Source organism: Jutongia sp. SJQ-6, from assembly GCF_054161275.1.
This window is the reverse complement of record NZ_CP195314.1, coordinates 2825426-2842760: the sequence shown is the minus strand read 5'-3', so window position 1 is coordinate 2842760 and position 17335 is coordinate 2825426. Positions and strand designations below refer to the sequence as shown.

The window sequence follows — 17335 nt, the reverse complement described above, 5'->3', positions numbered from 1 at the left end:
TTATAAAATATTTCTCTATATTTCGCAACTATTCACTATGATGCAAAATATGATCACTTTTTCTTACCGACCTTGCTGACCCGCGGTACGCTCTTGCCATATCGGTTGCTTGCCGTCACCTTAAACTTTGTACCCTTTTTAAGCTTTGGTATTTTTATAACAAACGTGCCATCTTTTTTCACCTTTCCCTTATACACCTTGCCGGCTACTGTCGCAGCAACTTTGGTCTTTGTGTTAGAAACCGTGGCAGCCTTATTCTTTGGTGCGCCGACCAAATTCACCTTGCCGACAACCTTTCCTTTGCCGGTTGGTGCACTTACAACAATCGGACTGTCTGGTACTTTCTGTACCGGATGAACACGCAGCACCGGGCTTCCGCCTTTCACATTCACAACGTATACTTTCAAAGTGCCTGTGGAATTGGTTCTCGGTATCTTTACAGTATAGCAGTAACGTTTTGATTTGGACTTATACTTTCCTTTGGTTGCCACATAACGTTTCTTGCCAATCTTTACAACTGCCTTTTTACATTTTTCATAGGCATACACTTTTACTTTCGTCGTCTTATTGCTGACATGCGAAATCGTCGGTCTGATCGGCACCGCCTGATTTGTGATCACATGTGTCGACAAACTGCATCTGGATACCGCATCTACCGTGCGAAGCTCAACTTTTGTACCGGCCTTCAGCGTAGACGGCAGCGTCAACGTAAAGGATCCATTCTTGTTCAGTGCAATACGTCCCACTTTGACCTTGTTTTTCTTCTTGTAGAACGAAGACTTACGGTACAATGCCTTGACGTTCTGATTTGGTACATATACTGTTTTGTTGTTTACAAGGATCATTGGATAAGCATAATTGTCGTTTACCTTACCTGTTACCAGTTTGCTGTTCGTCTTAACTTTGTGAAGTGTCGGCCTATTCGGACCGGTTCGTTTTACGGTCACGATCGTACGTGCACTTGTCATTCCCTTACTGTCAACAACATATACAAAGATGCGTTTGCCGGCTCTCTGTGGCGGCATCTTGTAAGAGAACGTACCACTCTTGGTTGCAACTGTAGAATACGTTGCGCCCCCCTCAACCTTAAAATATACTCTGGCATAGGCTTCTGCCTTACCGGTAATCTTCGTCTTACGGTTTGTATAACCATCTACTACCGGTGCCGACAACATACTCTTATTGATGTTGAGTATTTTGAGTACGACAACACTGTTATTACCTTTCTTATCAGTTGCGCAAATGGTAAAGGTTCCATTGCGGTCACAAGACCATACGTTACCGTTGATCTTTGATGCCGTCTTCCAAATTGCATTGTCTGCCGTATATTTGCCAGCCGCATAACGAACGGACGCAATTCCTGAAGGATCCGTCGCCTGAATCAATACCTGTACCTTTTTGTTCGTAACACTCTCATCTTTCACAACAGCTGTCAGGCAAGGTCCTGTCGTATCCGTCGTAGACTTTTCGTTTGGATTTGCTACGTAATACCGAACATTACTATCGCCACCGATCGATGCTTTAATCCATCCCTTGCTGCCTAAATAGCGGGACGCCTTAGCACCACTCTGTACAATATAGTTATAGTTATCCGAGTATTTTACACTCCAGTTATTATCCTGCATCGGCTTGATCGTACCGCTGGCCATTTGTATCTTCTCGATAAAGGACTGAATATAGCTGCGATACAACGCCTTTTTGCTAATGGATAGTATTGTCGGCTTCATCGTCTTAAACAGATTGTTATCCGGCAATTTATTAGACAACACAATAAAGGAGGCCGTATTTGAAATATTTGCTCCGTTGCGTGTCAAGGATACGATACGATGGGTATCGTTGATCTTTTTCCCCGTTGCATCATAACGAGGCGCTACTGTCGTATCTATCTTGTACTCTAATCCATCAAATATAAAATACTGTGACCAATCCGTCAGATAATCATCCTGCATTACGAACTGAAACGGTTTGCTGGAATCATAGTTTAAGATATCTCCTAACGATGGCAGCCCCTTGGTCTGAAGCAAAGCATTTTTCTGCTGTAAACTACTTTGCGCTGCCGGCGCAGTATTTGTCTGAGACTCATATACCGCCGCCTGAGAAGATGTCTCTTCCTCTCTGTCTGCCGTCCCCGCAGACACTGCTGATCCGGTTGCTACATCCGGTGATGCTGTCAGTTCTGCCGGTGATGCTGTCGGTTCTGCCGGTGCATTGTCTCCCAACAGATTTTTGCCGGCCTGCTCATAACCGCCTGCGGACCACTCCATCCATTCCCGGATCTGTGCGCCTGTCATCTTGTAGATATACAAGCCTGTCCGATAACTGACCAGATCATAAATATTTGCCTTCTTAAACTGATTTTGAATATCTATGTAATCCTCTCCATCGGACGATCCGTATTTTAGATAAGTAGACGCCGCAACTACCGGGAGATTTCTGTATTGTGTCTTCGTTTTATTGATGTATTGCAATCCATAACTGATCTTAATATTATTCAACAATTGGATTGCATCATTATCTTCCATCGTACCAAAATAATTTTGTAATTGTGTATCTGCCGCTACCTCACTGAGGATCTGGCTGCTATCAGCCATAAATGTTTTGGTCCAGTTTCCAAATGCTGCGTTGATCGTTGGATCTACCTCTGTAGAAGCATTAACTTTTCGGATCTGTGTAGACTTTCCTGTGATCGTCGGTTTGTTATTCTTCGTACCGATATTCAGATCAACCATACCAATGCTTGCTCCTCGGTTTTCGATCTGGACAAGCGGTTTGCCGTTCACAATACCCGTTGTCTTATTGACCCCCGGATAATCATCATATTTTGTTCCATTGGCATCCGGAAAATCTTTGTGAAGGTGACCGCAGAGTACCGCATCTACCCCACTGATCTTCGTCAAAGCATATCCCGTATTGGCATCTAACTCTGCCGGTTTCTGCTCTCCAATACCGGAGTGTGCCAGTACGACAATGATATCTGCACCTTTCTTTTGCAGGATCGGTACTTCCTTTTTGACATTTTTGACAATATCTTCTCCATTCAGCACTCCGGTGTAATTGGTTCGTTTCTTAGCTAAAGTGGGAACTGTCTCACCGATCAAACCTACCTTGACTGAGATTGTCTTACCAGACTCTGTTACCAGATTCTTAGTAATGATCTTATTCTCTGCCCAAATATGTGCTCCTGTATTGACATTTGTAACATTCGACAATACCACCTTACCGGACATCCCGGTAGAAGACAACTGTTTTTGAATATAATCCAGTGTATAATCAAATTCATGATTTCCAAGTGTGATCGCATCGTATCCCATCTTGGCCATCGCAGTGTACATCGGCTGCTGTGCCGAACTATTTACATCGTATATGTAATCCGTTGTATAATCAAAGAGAACATCTCCCAGATCAAATAACAAAGAATTCTTTGCATTGACTTCTGCCTTCGCTTTCTTGATCAATGTTGCCGTCCTCGACAAACCACCCGTCGTGTAGACCTTGCCGGTCTCATAATCCTCTGTCGTCAACTGTCCATGCAGATCTGATGTAAAGATCATACGTAACTTTGCAGTACCATCTGCTGCACTCACGGAAACGGCTGGTGCAAGCCCCGCAAAACCGGACACCACCATAACACTCGACAATGCAACAGCCATCAACTTTTTACTCAAACCACCTAATCTCATATTCTCATGATACCTCCCAATCTATCTTCAAGACATCTATTTTCGTTCACCATTCTACCGCCAATATGTGTCAAAAAAATTAAAAAAATATCTCAAAACCAATAAATCTTTCCTTTTTTTCTCAATAACCCAAACTTCCCATCCCCAAGACATCCGCACGACCCCATATTGCTTATTATATCAATAATAAATATGATATTTTGCAACCGATAAACTAACTTATTCTGCCGTCAGCGAACTAAGATAATTGCCGCAGAACGCAGAGTTTTTGTGTGATTTCTTATTTTGTTAAGTCTCTGATGAATACATGCCTGACGGAATGTCTGAGATGTCCCGGTTTAGCAAGGTATCATCGATTTTTGGACGGGACGCTTTCGCTACGATGCGCTACGTCACGTTACTTAATGTCTCTGAAACACGAGACATAAGTAACGACGAGCGCAAAGTCCCTTTCAAAAATGATGATTACCTTGCTTCCGGGACGTCGAGTTCTCCGTAAGGCATGTAAATCAAGCATCAGAGACAACAAAATCTAGAAATCACCTAAAACGAAAATGCGGCAAGGCAATTACTATAGTTCTCTGACGGCAGAAATCGCCATGTAGCGGCTGCAAAATACTTAGTATCCATTGACATAATAAGCAACATGTGGTCTGACATTGACCATTGATAAGGGAAGTTTGGGTGGCTGACACGTGCAAACGGCAGGAATTGATGTCAATTCCTGCCGCGTACATGTTATGTGTGCTGTTGTTATTTTGTATTTTCGTTGATGTAGTTGATGAGGCCTTCTGCCTTGATGATCTTCTGCATAAACTCTGGGAATGCCTGACCCTGATACTCGGTTCCCTTTGTCTTGTCATAGATCATACCGCTGTCAAAATCGATCTCAACGGTGTCCCCTGCTTCAATTTCTTTGGCTGCAGCCGGGCACTCAATGATCGGAAGACCGATATTGATCGCATTGCGATAAAAGATACGTGCAAATGTCTCCGCAATAACGCAGCTGATGCCGGATGCTTTGATCGCGATCGGAGCATGCTCTCTGGAAGAACCGCAGCCAAAGTTTTTGTTGGCTACCATAATATCACCCTTCTGCACACGCTTTACAAAATCCGGATCAATATCCTCCATACAACTCTTAGCAAGCTCTGCCGGATCTGAAGAATTCAAATATCTTGCCGGAATGATTACATCTGTATCTACATTATCTCCATATTTATGTACTGTACCACAAGCTTTCATGTTTATCTCCTTTCACTGCTCACATTAATTGATTAAAGACCAAGTTCTGCCGGTTCAGAAATCTTACCGGTCACCGCACTCGCTGCTGCCACTGCCGGGCTGGACAAATACACCTCGGAATCCACATGACCCATTCGTCCGACGAAATTACGATTTGTTGTAGAGATTGCACGCTCACCTGCTGCCAGGATTCCCATATAGCCACCTAAGCACGGTCCACAAGTTGGTGTGCTGACAATAGCACCTGCCTCAATAAAGGTCTGCACTAAGCCCTCTTCAATTGCCTGCATATAAATTGCCTGTGTTGCCGGGATCACGATCACACGGATACCATCGGCAACTTTTTTGCCTTTGAGGATCTCTGCCGCTGTACGAAGATCCTCAATACGACCATTCGTACAAGATCCGATCACAACCTGATCGATCTTAACGTCTCCCGCTTCTTTCACCGTCTTAGTATTCTCCGGAAGATGAGGGAACGCAACCGTTGGCTCTAACTTGCTTAAGTCAATGACATACTCTTCATCATAAACCGCATCCTCATCTGCTTCATATACTGTATATTTCTTTGTAGAATGCTCTTCCATATAAGCGATCGTCTTGTCGTCTACCGGGAAGATTCCATTCTTAGCACCTGCCTCAATTGCCATATTAGCAATGGAAAAACGATCATCCATAGACAGATTTTTCACTCCATCACCGGTAAACTCTAAGGAACGATACAACGCTCCATCTACACCGATCATACCGATCAGATGAAGGATCACATCTTTACCGCTTACCCATTTGGATGGTTTGCCGGTAAGCACTACCTTGATGGCAGAAGGCACCTTAAACCATGCCTGTCCAGTAATCATTCCACATCCCATATCTGTACTACCTACACCTGTAGAAAATGCTCCCAGCGCTCCGTAAGTACATGTATGTGAATCTGCTCCGATGCAGGTCTCACCTGCCACGATCAATCCTTTTTCCGGAAGCAGCGCATGTTCGATACCCATCTGACCTACTTCAAAATAATTCGTAATGTCGTGCTCTTTGGCATACTCACGAACACATTTGCAGTGTTCTGCAGACTTAATATCCTTATTTGGTGCAAAGTGATCCGGCACCAATGCTACTTTATCTTTGTCAAATACTGTCTTTTTATTTAACTTCTGAACCTCATGAATAGCAACCGGTCCTGTAATATCATTTGCTAATACCAGATCCAGATCTGCCATGATCAACTGTCCTGCTTCTACAGAAGGAAGACCTGCATGTGCTGCAAGAATTTTCTGTGTCATTGTCATTCCCATAATTAGTATTCCTCTCTTTCTATTGTTCAAGCCTCTGATCTCAAATCCATGTACCGGCTCTGTCAATATCAATACGCTCTGCCTGTACGTTCTAAACTCTACTCAGATCTAATGTACCAGACTCATACTTTCGATCAGGCGCTCATACATTTCACGCAAGCCAACCGTCGCCTTCCAGCCAAGTTCCTGTAACTTCGTACTATCCAGCTTGACGATCATCTCCGGATTGTATCCGAAACTTGCCAGATCTTCCGGAATGTCACGTTCCACCGCAATATTCGACTCCGGCAAGATTCCACTGACTAACTTTGCCATATCATATATTGAGATCGCCGTATCCATATTCGTAACATTATACGCCTCTCCAGCCTGCCCTTTTGCCAAAATGGTAAGCAATGCCGTAACAGCATCGATCGTGTAACAGTATGTACGAACCGTCTTGCCCTCAGTATGGAGCACGATATTTTTGCCCTCGATCGCACAGCGTGCGAACTCAGCAAATACTCGGCCATCATCGTAAGCTACGCCTGCTCCAAATGTCTGCGATAATCTGGCAACTTTGACCGGAACATCGTATTCTTTCGCATAAGATGCACACAAACACTCAACGATACGCTTTCCCTCCGAATAACTGCTTCGTACGCTGAGTGGCTCAATATATCCATAATCTTTCTCTGTGATCATACCCGCATCTTCCGCAGGAGTTCCATACACTTCGAGTGATGACAGATATACAACACCCTTTACCTGTTTCTGTTTGGCAAGTTCTAACACATAGCGAGTGCCATCCACTGCCGCACCGATCGTTTCTACCGGATGACTGACAAAATATTTGGAACTCGTTGGACTTGCCCCATGAATCACATAATCTATGTCTCCATCATAGCAGATCGGCTCTGAAATATCTCCAAGCACAATCTCCAAATGCTCCTCTTCCTCTAAATAAGGGAATACCTTTAACGCTTTTTCTTTACTGCGCGCAAAAATAATGACTGTCGTATTGCAATGGCAGATACGGTTGCGGCACAACAAAAACTTAACGAGCTGTGAGCCGATCAATCCCGTTGCACCTGTCACAAAAATACGACTGCCGTCTAACGCTTCAATTGGCAGATCAAGCGCTGCGGCACGCTCTAAATCTTCTTGAAGCACCCGGTTATCCGGACTTTCTATTCTACTCATGTAGTTTTCCTTTCCATCCGTAATCAAATTTCACAAACATTTCTGTCGTCCATCTGTTACATCCTTATACTTCATACTTCTTTTAAGCTGTCTGCTAACGAATTCCGTTCGTCAGGCCGATACCAAACGTCTGCTCATTCTCTTTGTAGTTGAGCAGCGCACGGAACATATATACATCCTCCGGTGTAGTAACCTTAATATTACCACGATTGCCCGAGATCATATGCACTTCTTTGCCAAGCGTTGTCATGATCGTGCAGGCATCTACCATATTTTCATACGAAGGATTGATCGCACGCACCTCATCGTGGGCTGCAATAATATCTTTTAAGCGGAAACTCTGTGGTGCCTGTGCCGCAAATGTATCTTTACGATATGGTACAGAATCTACTTTCTCACCGCTCTTGCTGAGTAAGATTGTCTCGTAGCAAGCTGTGCAGGTGATCGCACTGCCATACTTCTGTACACTTTCAATGTTCTGTTTGATCGTATCATAGGATACAAACGGACGCACGCCATCATGCAAAAGCACGATAGAATCCCCATCATTTTCTTTCTCTGCATCTTTCAACACATTGTAGATGGAATCCTGAGCAGTTGCACCACCCGGAATGATCGATACTACTTTATCCAATCCATAACGGTCTACTAATTTCTGTGTCTTACCAATGTAGTCTTCCAATACAGAAATATAGATCTTGTCGATCATATCATGCTCCTGAAAGAGCTCCAATGTATGCACAAGTACCGGCTTTCCGTGAATCTCCAAAAACTGTTTTGGAATACCGGAACCCATTCTAACTCCACGACCACCGGCAAAGATCATTGCAATATTCATAATTAACTCCTTTCTTCTTCCTCCAATGCGCTAAAATTAAGCAGAGGAAGTCTTTGGTTTACTTTCTCAATATGACGCAGTTTTTTCTGAATGTCCTCCGGAATATTTCCAAGCAGGATCCAGTCAATCACGCGGTCTGACGCATGACTATCAATATAGTCAAAATGCTTGTCTACATATTGTTCAACTTTTTCATATTCATAATCCTTTTGTTCGAGTGCATCCATGATCTGTGCAAAGGTATAGCAGACCTTACCCGGTGCCGCTTCCTCATAGTCACGATGGAACCCTCTTGAAAAAGAATATTGGATCTTGTCAAATGCGAAAAACAGCATTGGTTTACGCATCAAACTATACTCAAATATATTGGACGAATAATCCGTGATCAATATCTCTGTAATATAAAACAGATCATTGATATTTGGATATTTATTAGCATCCACAAAGCGGTCTTTATGAGCCTCTTCGATCGGTACCGCCTCGCTCACCCAAGGGTGCATCTTGAATAACACAACGTATTCCTCTCCGCAGAAATCATACAATCGCTGAAAATCGATCATGTGATACGGATAATAGGCTGTTTTACGGTTTTTGCCACGGTAGGTTGGTGCAAACAAGATCACCTTTTTACCTTTACACATTGGATACTGTTCATAAAGCTCTGCCGTTTTCTTCTCACGAAAGGCTTCATCCAGATACTCATCCATACGCGGCATACCGGTTGGCAAGATTTGATCATCATTAATGCCAAACACCTCAGAGAAGAACTTCCCGATCTGTCTGGAACCGGCGATTCCATAGCGGTATTGTCTATGGCAGCTCACTGGTGCCGGACATCCCAAGTGTCCCCATCTGCTATAACCGGAGGACTTAAAGCCCGCCCCCGCATGCCATAGCTGTATCAGCTTTGTCCGTTTATCTAATGTCAGCCAGTCAAAAAGCGGTACATGATCGTCAATGAATACCATATCGCACTGTGCTAATTTGTGGAGCAGCTCTTTGGTTGAGCTGCGCGCCTGTCTGATATAAGAAGCAGGTCTTGCGGAAAAAAGAATGGTATATTCCTTATCCAATCCACGTTCACACATTCGGTCATAAACCGCCTGCAGATTCGTCCCGAGCGTATCGCTCTGCTCCGTCATAAACATGATCACCTTTTGACGGTCTTTATACTTCTTAACCTGACCGTGATAATACGCTTTCCAACGCATCCGGCCTGCATTTTTCTTCATTTTGATCGCTGGATCTGTCACCGCAGATTTCACGATCTCACCATTGCTTTCCTGTTCCATGCTGACCTTCATCGCATCCATGATATGCATTAGGAGCGGAAGATCATTTTCCCCTTCCGTGACATAGAAGTTTACAAGATAACCTCTCGTCCGGTTGTTATGCAGGAAAGAACGCGATACATTTTCTGCCTCCGGAACCAATTCATGCGCCATCACACATTTTGCCAAAATCTCCTGCTTGCGGCAAACATAAAAGAAATAACTTCCCATCGGCAGACATTCGCAGTTCCCCGGATTTGTCATATTCATTGACAGTCGAATATGCTCTTCATCCACAATCGTCTGCTTAAATCGTGCTTTGGCATGAAAGTTTTGATCCACGGCATATACATCAAATTTTTCACCTTTTAACGACTCATCCGCATACGTAAGCTGTAAATCGATATGCACAATGATTCGTTCCCACCAGATTTTCGTGATCGTCACAGTAAGTCGTCTTGACGAAATCCGGTCTTCCATCATGATCTCTTTGTCCATGGTATTCTCCATTTCCTATTTATCCCGACTTTTCGCAGGCTGACTGCTATATATCAGACAGTCTTTCAACAAAAAATGCGAAATGTGGGCATTATTTTTTAGTTTATCATCATATTCTGTAACTGTCAATCTAAGCAGCCATAAGCCACTGTTATACCAAATCCATTCTCTTATTCAAATCGCCAAGCGGCAGATTCCATCTGCATCTCTACCATATGCTTGTAAATACCATCGGTCTGCTTTAACTCAGCAGGACTTCCCTGCTCTGCGACTGTACCATCTTTAAGTACCACGATCTTATCAACACCATCCACAGTACGCATACGGTGTGCAATGATCAACACCGTTTTGTCACAGATCAGTTTCGAAATGGATTCCTGAATAAAGGATTCATTATCAACATCCAGCGATGCCGTTGCCTCATCCATCAAAATGATCGGTGCATCCTTTAAGAACGCTCTGGCGATGGAAATACGCTGTCTCTCTCCACCGGAAAGTTCCGATCCGTTTTCCCCGATCATCGTATTCCATTTCTCCGGCATACGCTCTACAAATTCGTCACAGTGTGCCAGTCTTGCAGCCTCCATGACTTCTTCATCCGTTGCGCCCTGTCTGCCGATACGGATATTTTCCATGATCGTATCATTAAATAAAGTAACATCCTGAAAAACAATGGAATATAACGAAAGTAGTTTCTCCGGATCAATATCTGTAACCTTCATACCGCCAACCGTGATACTTCCTGTGTCATTATCCCAAAATCTGGCTGCAAGACGTGTTACTGTTGTCTTACCACCACCGGACGGCCCGATCAACGCAGTAACCTCACCCCGCTTGGCCATAAAGCTGACATCCGATAATACCTGCTCACCATCTTTATATGCAAAGGAAACATGGTCAAATTGAATGTCATAACCATCGTTCGTCAACTCCTCGTTACCTTCCTGCTCCTCATACGACAAAATCTCATCCATACGTTTGCAGTTAGTATCTGCACTAATAATGGCAGACAGATTCTGCAAAGAGATCTGCAGTGGCTCATACATGCGTGTCACTACCAGTAAAAACATAAAGAACGTAAGGACCGTAATCTGTCCGTTCAGTAACAAAGCACTTCCTACTACTGCAACGGTTCCGATCCCAAGCTTTAAGATCATCTGCGCAGAGCATACAAATGCTGCATTGGTAAATTCTACAAACATAGCATTTTTTTCTACCGCTTTGATCTTATTTTCCAGTCCGGACATGTAAGCGTCTGTCATATTGTAAGAACGAAGATCACGCAATGTCTCAAGACCTTCCTGAATACCATCTTGACAGGAAATGCGGTACTGCATGGTGCGTTCATATACTTTTCCCATAACTTTTCTGGAATACAATACGATCAGAAAAGCAAGCGGCATAACCCATACCGCCGCTAACGCCATTCTCCAATCAAAGAAAAACAAGCTGATCACGATCAGTGTTGTAGAAATAATAGCACCCACAAGCTCTGGGATCCAATGGGAACTGGCTGTCTCTAACAATGCACAGTCGGACATGATCGTGTTCGTAAGATCTGCCAAATCTTTTTTACCAAAGAAAGACAGCGGGATCTTGCGCAGTTTTTCTGCTAAAGTACGACGTCTGACACCGCTTTCTACATAAGTCGAATAGAAAGTAGACATATATTGAAACACCGTAGACGCAGCGATCAAAATCAGCACTACTATAATCGAAACCGTAAAAAATGGAATCTTTGCTCTTGGAACATCACCTTCCAGTAAATAGGACGCCAAGTAATACAAAAGTCCTACCGGAAGCATAAGGACAAGATTGGCAATAGTAACTGCAACAAAGGCACGTAACATATCTTTGGTACCTTTTTCGGATAATGCATATTTATGTTGTAATCTTTCGATCATGCTGTAACACCTCCTTTTCCTACCTGCCAGTTTACAGATCTGTTATACTCTTTCCACATATGTCCATAAACAGCATCTTTGGCAAGCAGTTCTTCGTGCGTGCCATGTTCGGCAACTTTGCCATCGGCAAGCACATAAATCTGATCTGCAGCCGTCACTGTTGACAGACGGTGGGCGATCATGATCACCGTCTTACCTTTGGAAAGTTTTTCAAATGCCTGCTGCACCAGTCGTTCATTGTCCGGATCTGCAAATGCTGTTGCCTCGTCTAAGATCAGGATCGGTGCATTTTTGAGAAATGCTCGTGCAATGGCTAAACGCTGGCTCTCGCCACCGGAAACATAAATTCCTTTGGAACCGATCATCGTATGTACGCCATCCGGGAACTTTTCAATAATATCCATACACTGTGCATCCTTTAACGCCTGCATGACTTCCTCGTCCGTTGCATCCGGGCGTCCCATGCGCACGTTATCCAAAATGCTCATCTTCAAAAGTCTGCTGTCCTGAAATACATAAGACACTTGATCCATCAACTCATCACCGCTTATATTTTTCACATTGACACCGCCCAGTTTGATAGCACCGGATTTCACATCCCAGAAACGGGCGATCAAAGAAGCTAATGTTGTCTTGCCTCCTCCCGATGGTCCGACCAAAGCGATATGCTCTCCGGACCGGATCTGCATACTCACACCATCCAAAGCCAGATTCTTTGTATTTGGATAAGCAAACTGAATGTTTTCTACGACAACCGAAGAATCTTTCGGAACGTTTACCTCATTTGTAGGAAGTGGCTGCATCTCCAAAATCGTATCCATTCTCATCAATGCATCCTCTACTAACATTTGCGACTCTCCGGCATATGCGATCTTCATCAAAGTCACCGTCAATATGGATGTGATCAAAATATAAAAGAATATGTTCAAGATAAATGTATCCGTCACTCCATGACCACTAAATAAATACGCTGCAATGATCAATGCCGCAAAGATTCCATTGGACGCTGTTGTAAAACATACCATCGGCAACATCATATTTTTGGTATATCCTAATGTCCATTTCTCATATTCATCAATAGCATGGCGAAAACGTCGGAAGGAAAAAATCGTTTGTCCAAACGTTTTTAACACCGGAACACCTCGCACGTACTCTACCGCTTCCGAAGACATTGATTCCAGCGCATTTTGATACTGTTTCATATCTTCTGCCATTTTCGGTCCCATCATAAAACTTCCCATGAGAATAAATGCCAATGCTGCCGGGATCAAACTAGCAATACCCAGTCGCCAGTCAAAGGCGATCATCATCACGAGCAAACCGATCGGTGTTGCAATAGACACTGCCTTATCCGGCAGATTGTGTGCTAAAAATGTTTCTGTCGCTGCACTTGATTCCATAACCACTTTACGAATCTTTCCACTGCCTTCGGATTCAACGAAACCAAGCGGCAGTTTCATAATATGCTGCATCAACTTGATACGCATATTGGCCTGCACGCGAAATGCCGCTTTGTGAGAACACATTAACGCTACGATATAAAATACCATCGCTAGCAGTGCAAAACCAACAGCCATCCAACCATATTGTTTCAAAGAAACCGCATTTTCGAAATGCGGACGTACCTCTAACACTTCCTTCAACATACGCCAGATCTCATAAAATGGCACCAGTGCAATGATCGCACTGACCGCTGCCAGCACAAGGGAAGCATAGGTAAAATACTTATGTCCTCCGGCATAGTCCATCAATCTTGACAATGCACTCTGTTTTTTCTTTTCCATTGAAAATTGTCCCTCCATTCTTGGTGTTTTGCTTTACTCGTGGCCGAGCACGGCTTTCCAGCCAGCAAAACGATATTGTTTTATGTTGTCCATAAACACCTTTGCTTCTTCAAAAGGCAGTTTATGTGACACGATCTCATAAATATACTGCCAACCGGTACGGCAAATCACATGGACAAAAAAATCCGTGATCTGTTCCGGACTCTTGGCATATTTATCGGCAAATGCTCGATAGTAGGTTTCTTCAATCTGCGCCAGCCGATCAAAATACTGCTCATACTCCGTTCCTGCCGATCTGCAAAAGATCAAGTAGAACACATCGAAATTCTGATAAATATATCGCAGCACCCCGTCAGTCCCCTCTTCTCCCGTCTCCATGGCACTGGAAGAGTCCTGTGTATCTGTTGCCTGATCCACACAAGTCAGATAATACTCCATCAGCCCATCTGCCACCGGTCCAACGACAGCCGCAAATAACCCTGCCTTGTCTCCAAAACGCGTATAGATAGAATTGGTACTCACACCACTATCCGCCGAAATCCGCCGCAGGCTCGCCCCATGAAAACCATGTTCCATAAATTCCCGACGTGCACTGTCAAGAAGTGCTTCTGTAACTCCGGCTGATTCTTGTCTCATGTGATCCCTCCTTTTTCTTCTGCGCAATAATTATTTGGCCACACACTATGTTCTTTCTACCAAAATGCAAACATTCACTATTAAAATACTCTACGACACATCACAACAATATTTACGCAATAAAATAACAGTGTTATTGTAACACTGTTATTTTATGCTTTACAATATAGTTACTGATCAACTTTTCTCAATATCGTCATAACTTAATTATTATATTTTTACGGAAACGGCGCATTGAGCTTCCGATAGTCCTATTTCCAATATTTATACTTTACATGATATTTCTTGGCATATTTGTGCGCATAACTCCCCTTTTTCACATAAAGTGTAAGCTTTTTACAGCCTTTAAATGCATCTTTCTCTATTTTTTTCACAGATTTAGGCATCTTTATTTTTTTTAAGCTTCTACAATTTCCAAATGCTTTCGACCCCACCCTCCTTACTTTACTTGGTATATTAACTGATGTTAAATTACGACAATTGTAAAAAATTCGATTTTCTATATACTTCCAGTTTTTATTTATCTTAACCTGTCTTAGTGCTATACAATCTCTAAACAAATCATCTGTACACTCACTATTTTGTATTTTAGATAAATTTGCTGTTTTCAGCCGTCTACAGCCCCTAAATAAACCATTCGCCAGTACAACATTCTTATCAAATGAGACATTTTGTATTCCAGTATTCCCGCATAACATTTCACCAAAATCCAATTTGTAAAATCTTTCTTTAAACGGCAATACTCTTAATTTTTCACAATACTGAAATGTACGTAATCCTAACATTTTTAATGACTCTCCGCCACTTATTTTTTCCAATTTCCTGCACATATAAAATGCATCATTATCTATCTTTCTTACGTTTTTTCCAATATAAACTCTTTGTAATGACTTACACATCATAAATGCCTGACCTCCAATTACCTCTACACTATCAGGAATGGTCACTTCTTCTATATACGAATTTTGACTAAATGAATTGGCTGCCAATCTCCGGACAGGATGTCCATCTATCTCCGATGGAATAATCACTTTTTTGGACTTACTCCATGGCGAATTGTCGCTGAATCGTTCTATGCGAATCCCCTTTCCAGCCCCTATATATGTGTATTGATAACCTCCACTTACATAATACTTTTTCCACCCATCTGCATCATACATTTCAAGAGGTCTTGGCGTTGCTTGAATTTTCATCATTGTCTGTGTTGTTTCCAAAGCAACCTGATTATTGATGTGCTCTGCACCGGATACATCCTGCGCCGTTAATTGAAGTCCCATAATTGCAATAACAATAATACCACAAGCCAAAAACCACTTTTTCATAAAATTCACCCTCACCTTTCTAAAGTTTTCCGTTACATCTCTAGTACATCACAGATACCCACCCCAGTCAACAACTTCGATACCATCTTAAGAATTCTTAAGAATTGAATCTCATATGCCATCAATTAATCACTCAAATTTCGCACTTCCAAAATTATCTCACACGACCACATATTGCTTATTATGTCATAATACTTGCGCATGATTTCTGCGCATACTGGAGTTTCAAAGAAACTCCCAAGATAAGCACAGTGTGCTTATTATGTCTATGATTATATTGTGTTTTGCAGCCACAACATAGCAATTTCTGCCGGCAGAGAACTATAGTAATTGCCTTGCCGCAATTACGTTTTAGGTGATTTCTAGATTTTGTTATCTCTGATGATTGATTTACATGCCCTTCGGAAACTCGAAGTCCCGGAAGCAAGGTATTCATCATTTTTGAAAGGGACTTTGCGCTCGTCGTTACTTATGTCTCGTATTCCAGAGACATTAAGTAACGTAACGTAGCGCATCGTAGCGAAAGCGTCCCGTCCAAAAATGGATGATACCTTGCTAAACCGGGACATCTCAGACAATCCTTCGGGCATGTATTCATCAGAGACTTAACAAAATAAGAAATCACACAAAAACTCTGCGTTCTGCGGCAATTATCTTAGTTCGCTGCCGGCAGAACAAGTCAGCTTGTTGGCTGCAAAATAGCTATTATTTTTATGACATAATAAGCAATATGTGACCAGACAGCAGCATTGGAAGTGTGAAGTTTGAGCTGACTGATAAATGAGAAAAGACCCCCGGGAGTCCCCGGAGGTCTTAATACTCGAAAATATTGATAAGCCGAACTAATGTGCCAAGATAATCTTCTTTGGACATTTTTCAGCACATTTACCGCAGCCCGTACATTTAGACTGGTCAATATGTGCAATGTTATTCTCAACGGTAATTGCTTCCGCTTCACATTGTTTTGCACAAAGACCACAGCCGATACAGCCCACTTCACAAACTGCCATCACTTTTGGTCCTTTATCCTGATTGGAACAGGATACCACTTTCGTAGCATCGTATGGAATCAGTTCGATCAAATGATTTGGACATTCCTCAGCACATTTGCCACAAGCAACGCACTTTTCTTTATCCACAACTGCAACGCCATGCTCAATATGAATCGCATCGAAGCCACACGCTGCAACACAAGAACCAAATCCCATGCAGCCGTATGCACATGCTTTATCGCTGCGACCCGGAATTGCTGCAGCACTTCTGCAGTCAGAAATTCCATAATAGTTTGCTTTGACACTTGCCTTATCACAAGTACCTGCACACTTTACAAACGCAACTTTCTTTACGTCTTCACCGGCAGATACTCCCATGATCTCACCAATCTTATCAGCGACAGCCGGTCCACCTACCGGACAGCCATTAACCGGTGCTTCCCCTGCAGCAATCGCTGCTGCCATCGCATCACAACCGGCATAACCACAACCACCACAGTTAGCTCCCGGAAGAACATCACGGATCGCAATTGCCTTTTCATCGACCGGTACCTCAAATACATTGGCTGCCACACCAAGAAGTACGGCTATCAACAGACCGGTAATACCGATCACGGCTGCTGCTGTGAGGACGCCTGCTGCTGCAGATGCTAATACCACACTCTGTATCATATATTCGTCCCCC

Annotated in this window: 11 protein-coding genes; all 11 read right to left on the bottom strand. The window is 43.0% G+C overall.

Features of this window, described 5'->3' with window-relative positions:
- Window positions 1–53 precede the first annotated feature (53 nt).
- The 11 genes from ACSAJE_RS12770 to ACSAJE_RS12720 all read right to left on the bottom strand — a co-directional run bounded on the left by ACSAJE_RS12770 (window position 54) and on the right by ACSAJE_RS12720 (window position 17322).
- Window positions 54–3680: an Ig-like domain-containing protein gene (locus ACSAJE_RS12770; RefSeq protein ID WP_458009291.1), complete on the bottom strand. Its 3627-nt coding sequence runs from the start codon at window positions 3678–3680 to the stop codon at window positions 54–56.
- Window positions 3681–4433: 753 nt separating this feature from the next.
- Window positions 4434–4925, bottom strand: a complete 492-nt coding sequence (gene leuD, locus ACSAJE_RS12765) for a 3-isopropylmalate dehydratase small subunit (protein WP_022024866.1) — start codon at window positions 4923–4925, stop codon at window positions 4434–4436.
- 32 nt (window positions 4926–4957) lie between these two features.
- A complete protein-coding gene (leuC, locus tag ACSAJE_RS12760) occupies window positions 4958–6223 on the bottom strand; it encodes a 3-isopropylmalate dehydratase large subunit (protein WP_118506876.1) in 1266 nt (421 codons plus the stop codon).
- Window positions 6224–6331: 108 nt separating this feature from the next.
- Window positions 6332–7405 carry an NAD-dependent epimerase/dehydratase family protein gene (locus tag ACSAJE_RS12755; protein WP_118506875.1) on the bottom strand — a complete coding sequence of 358 codons (1074 nt, stop codon included), beginning with the start codon at window positions 7403–7405 and terminating at the stop codon, window positions 6332–6334.
- A gap of 94 nt (window positions 7406–7499) precedes the next feature.
- A complete protein-coding gene (locus ACSAJE_RS12750; protein WP_022024869.1) occupies window positions 7500–8243 on the bottom strand; it encodes an IspD/TarI family cytidylyltransferase in 744 nt (247 codons plus the stop codon).
- A gap of 2 nt (window positions 8244–8245) precedes the next feature.
- Complete coding sequence (locus tag ACSAJE_RS12745; protein WP_458009290.1) at window positions 8246–10024, bottom strand: CDP-glycerol glycerophosphotransferase family protein; 1779 nt, start codon at window positions 10022–10024, stop codon at window positions 8246–8248.
- 158 nt (window positions 10025–10182) lie between these two features.
- Window positions 10183–11916 (bottom strand): ABC transporter ATP-binding protein, encoded by a 1734-nt coding sequence (locus ACSAJE_RS12740; RefSeq protein ID WP_458009289.1) that lies wholly within the window; start codon window positions 11914–11916, stop codon window positions 10183–10185.
- A complete protein-coding gene (locus tag ACSAJE_RS12735) occupies window positions 11913–13700 on the bottom strand; it encodes an ABC transporter ATP-binding protein (protein WP_458009288.1) in 1788 nt (595 codons plus the stop codon). Before ACSAJE_RS12735 ends, ACSAJE_RS12740 begins: the two co-directional genes overlap by 4 nt.
- A gap of 33 nt (window positions 13701–13733) precedes the next feature.
- Complete coding sequence (locus ACSAJE_RS12730) at window positions 13734–14336, bottom strand: TetR/AcrR family transcriptional regulator (protein WP_458009287.1); 603 nt, start codon at window positions 14334–14336, stop codon at window positions 13734–13736.
- A gap of 251 nt (window positions 14337–14587) precedes the next feature.
- On the bottom strand, window positions 14588–15658 hold the full coding sequence (locus tag ACSAJE_RS12725) for a leucine-rich repeat protein (RefSeq protein WP_458009286.1): 1071 nt from the start codon (window positions 15656–15658) through the stop codon (window positions 14588–14590).
- Window positions 15659–16500: 842 nt separating this feature from the next.
- Window positions 16501–17322, bottom strand: coding sequence for an RnfABCDGE type electron transport complex subunit B (locus ACSAJE_RS12720; RefSeq protein ID WP_444156909.1), 822 nt, complete (start codon window positions 17320–17322; stop codon window positions 16501–16503).
- Window positions 17323–17335 lie beyond the last annotated feature (13 nt).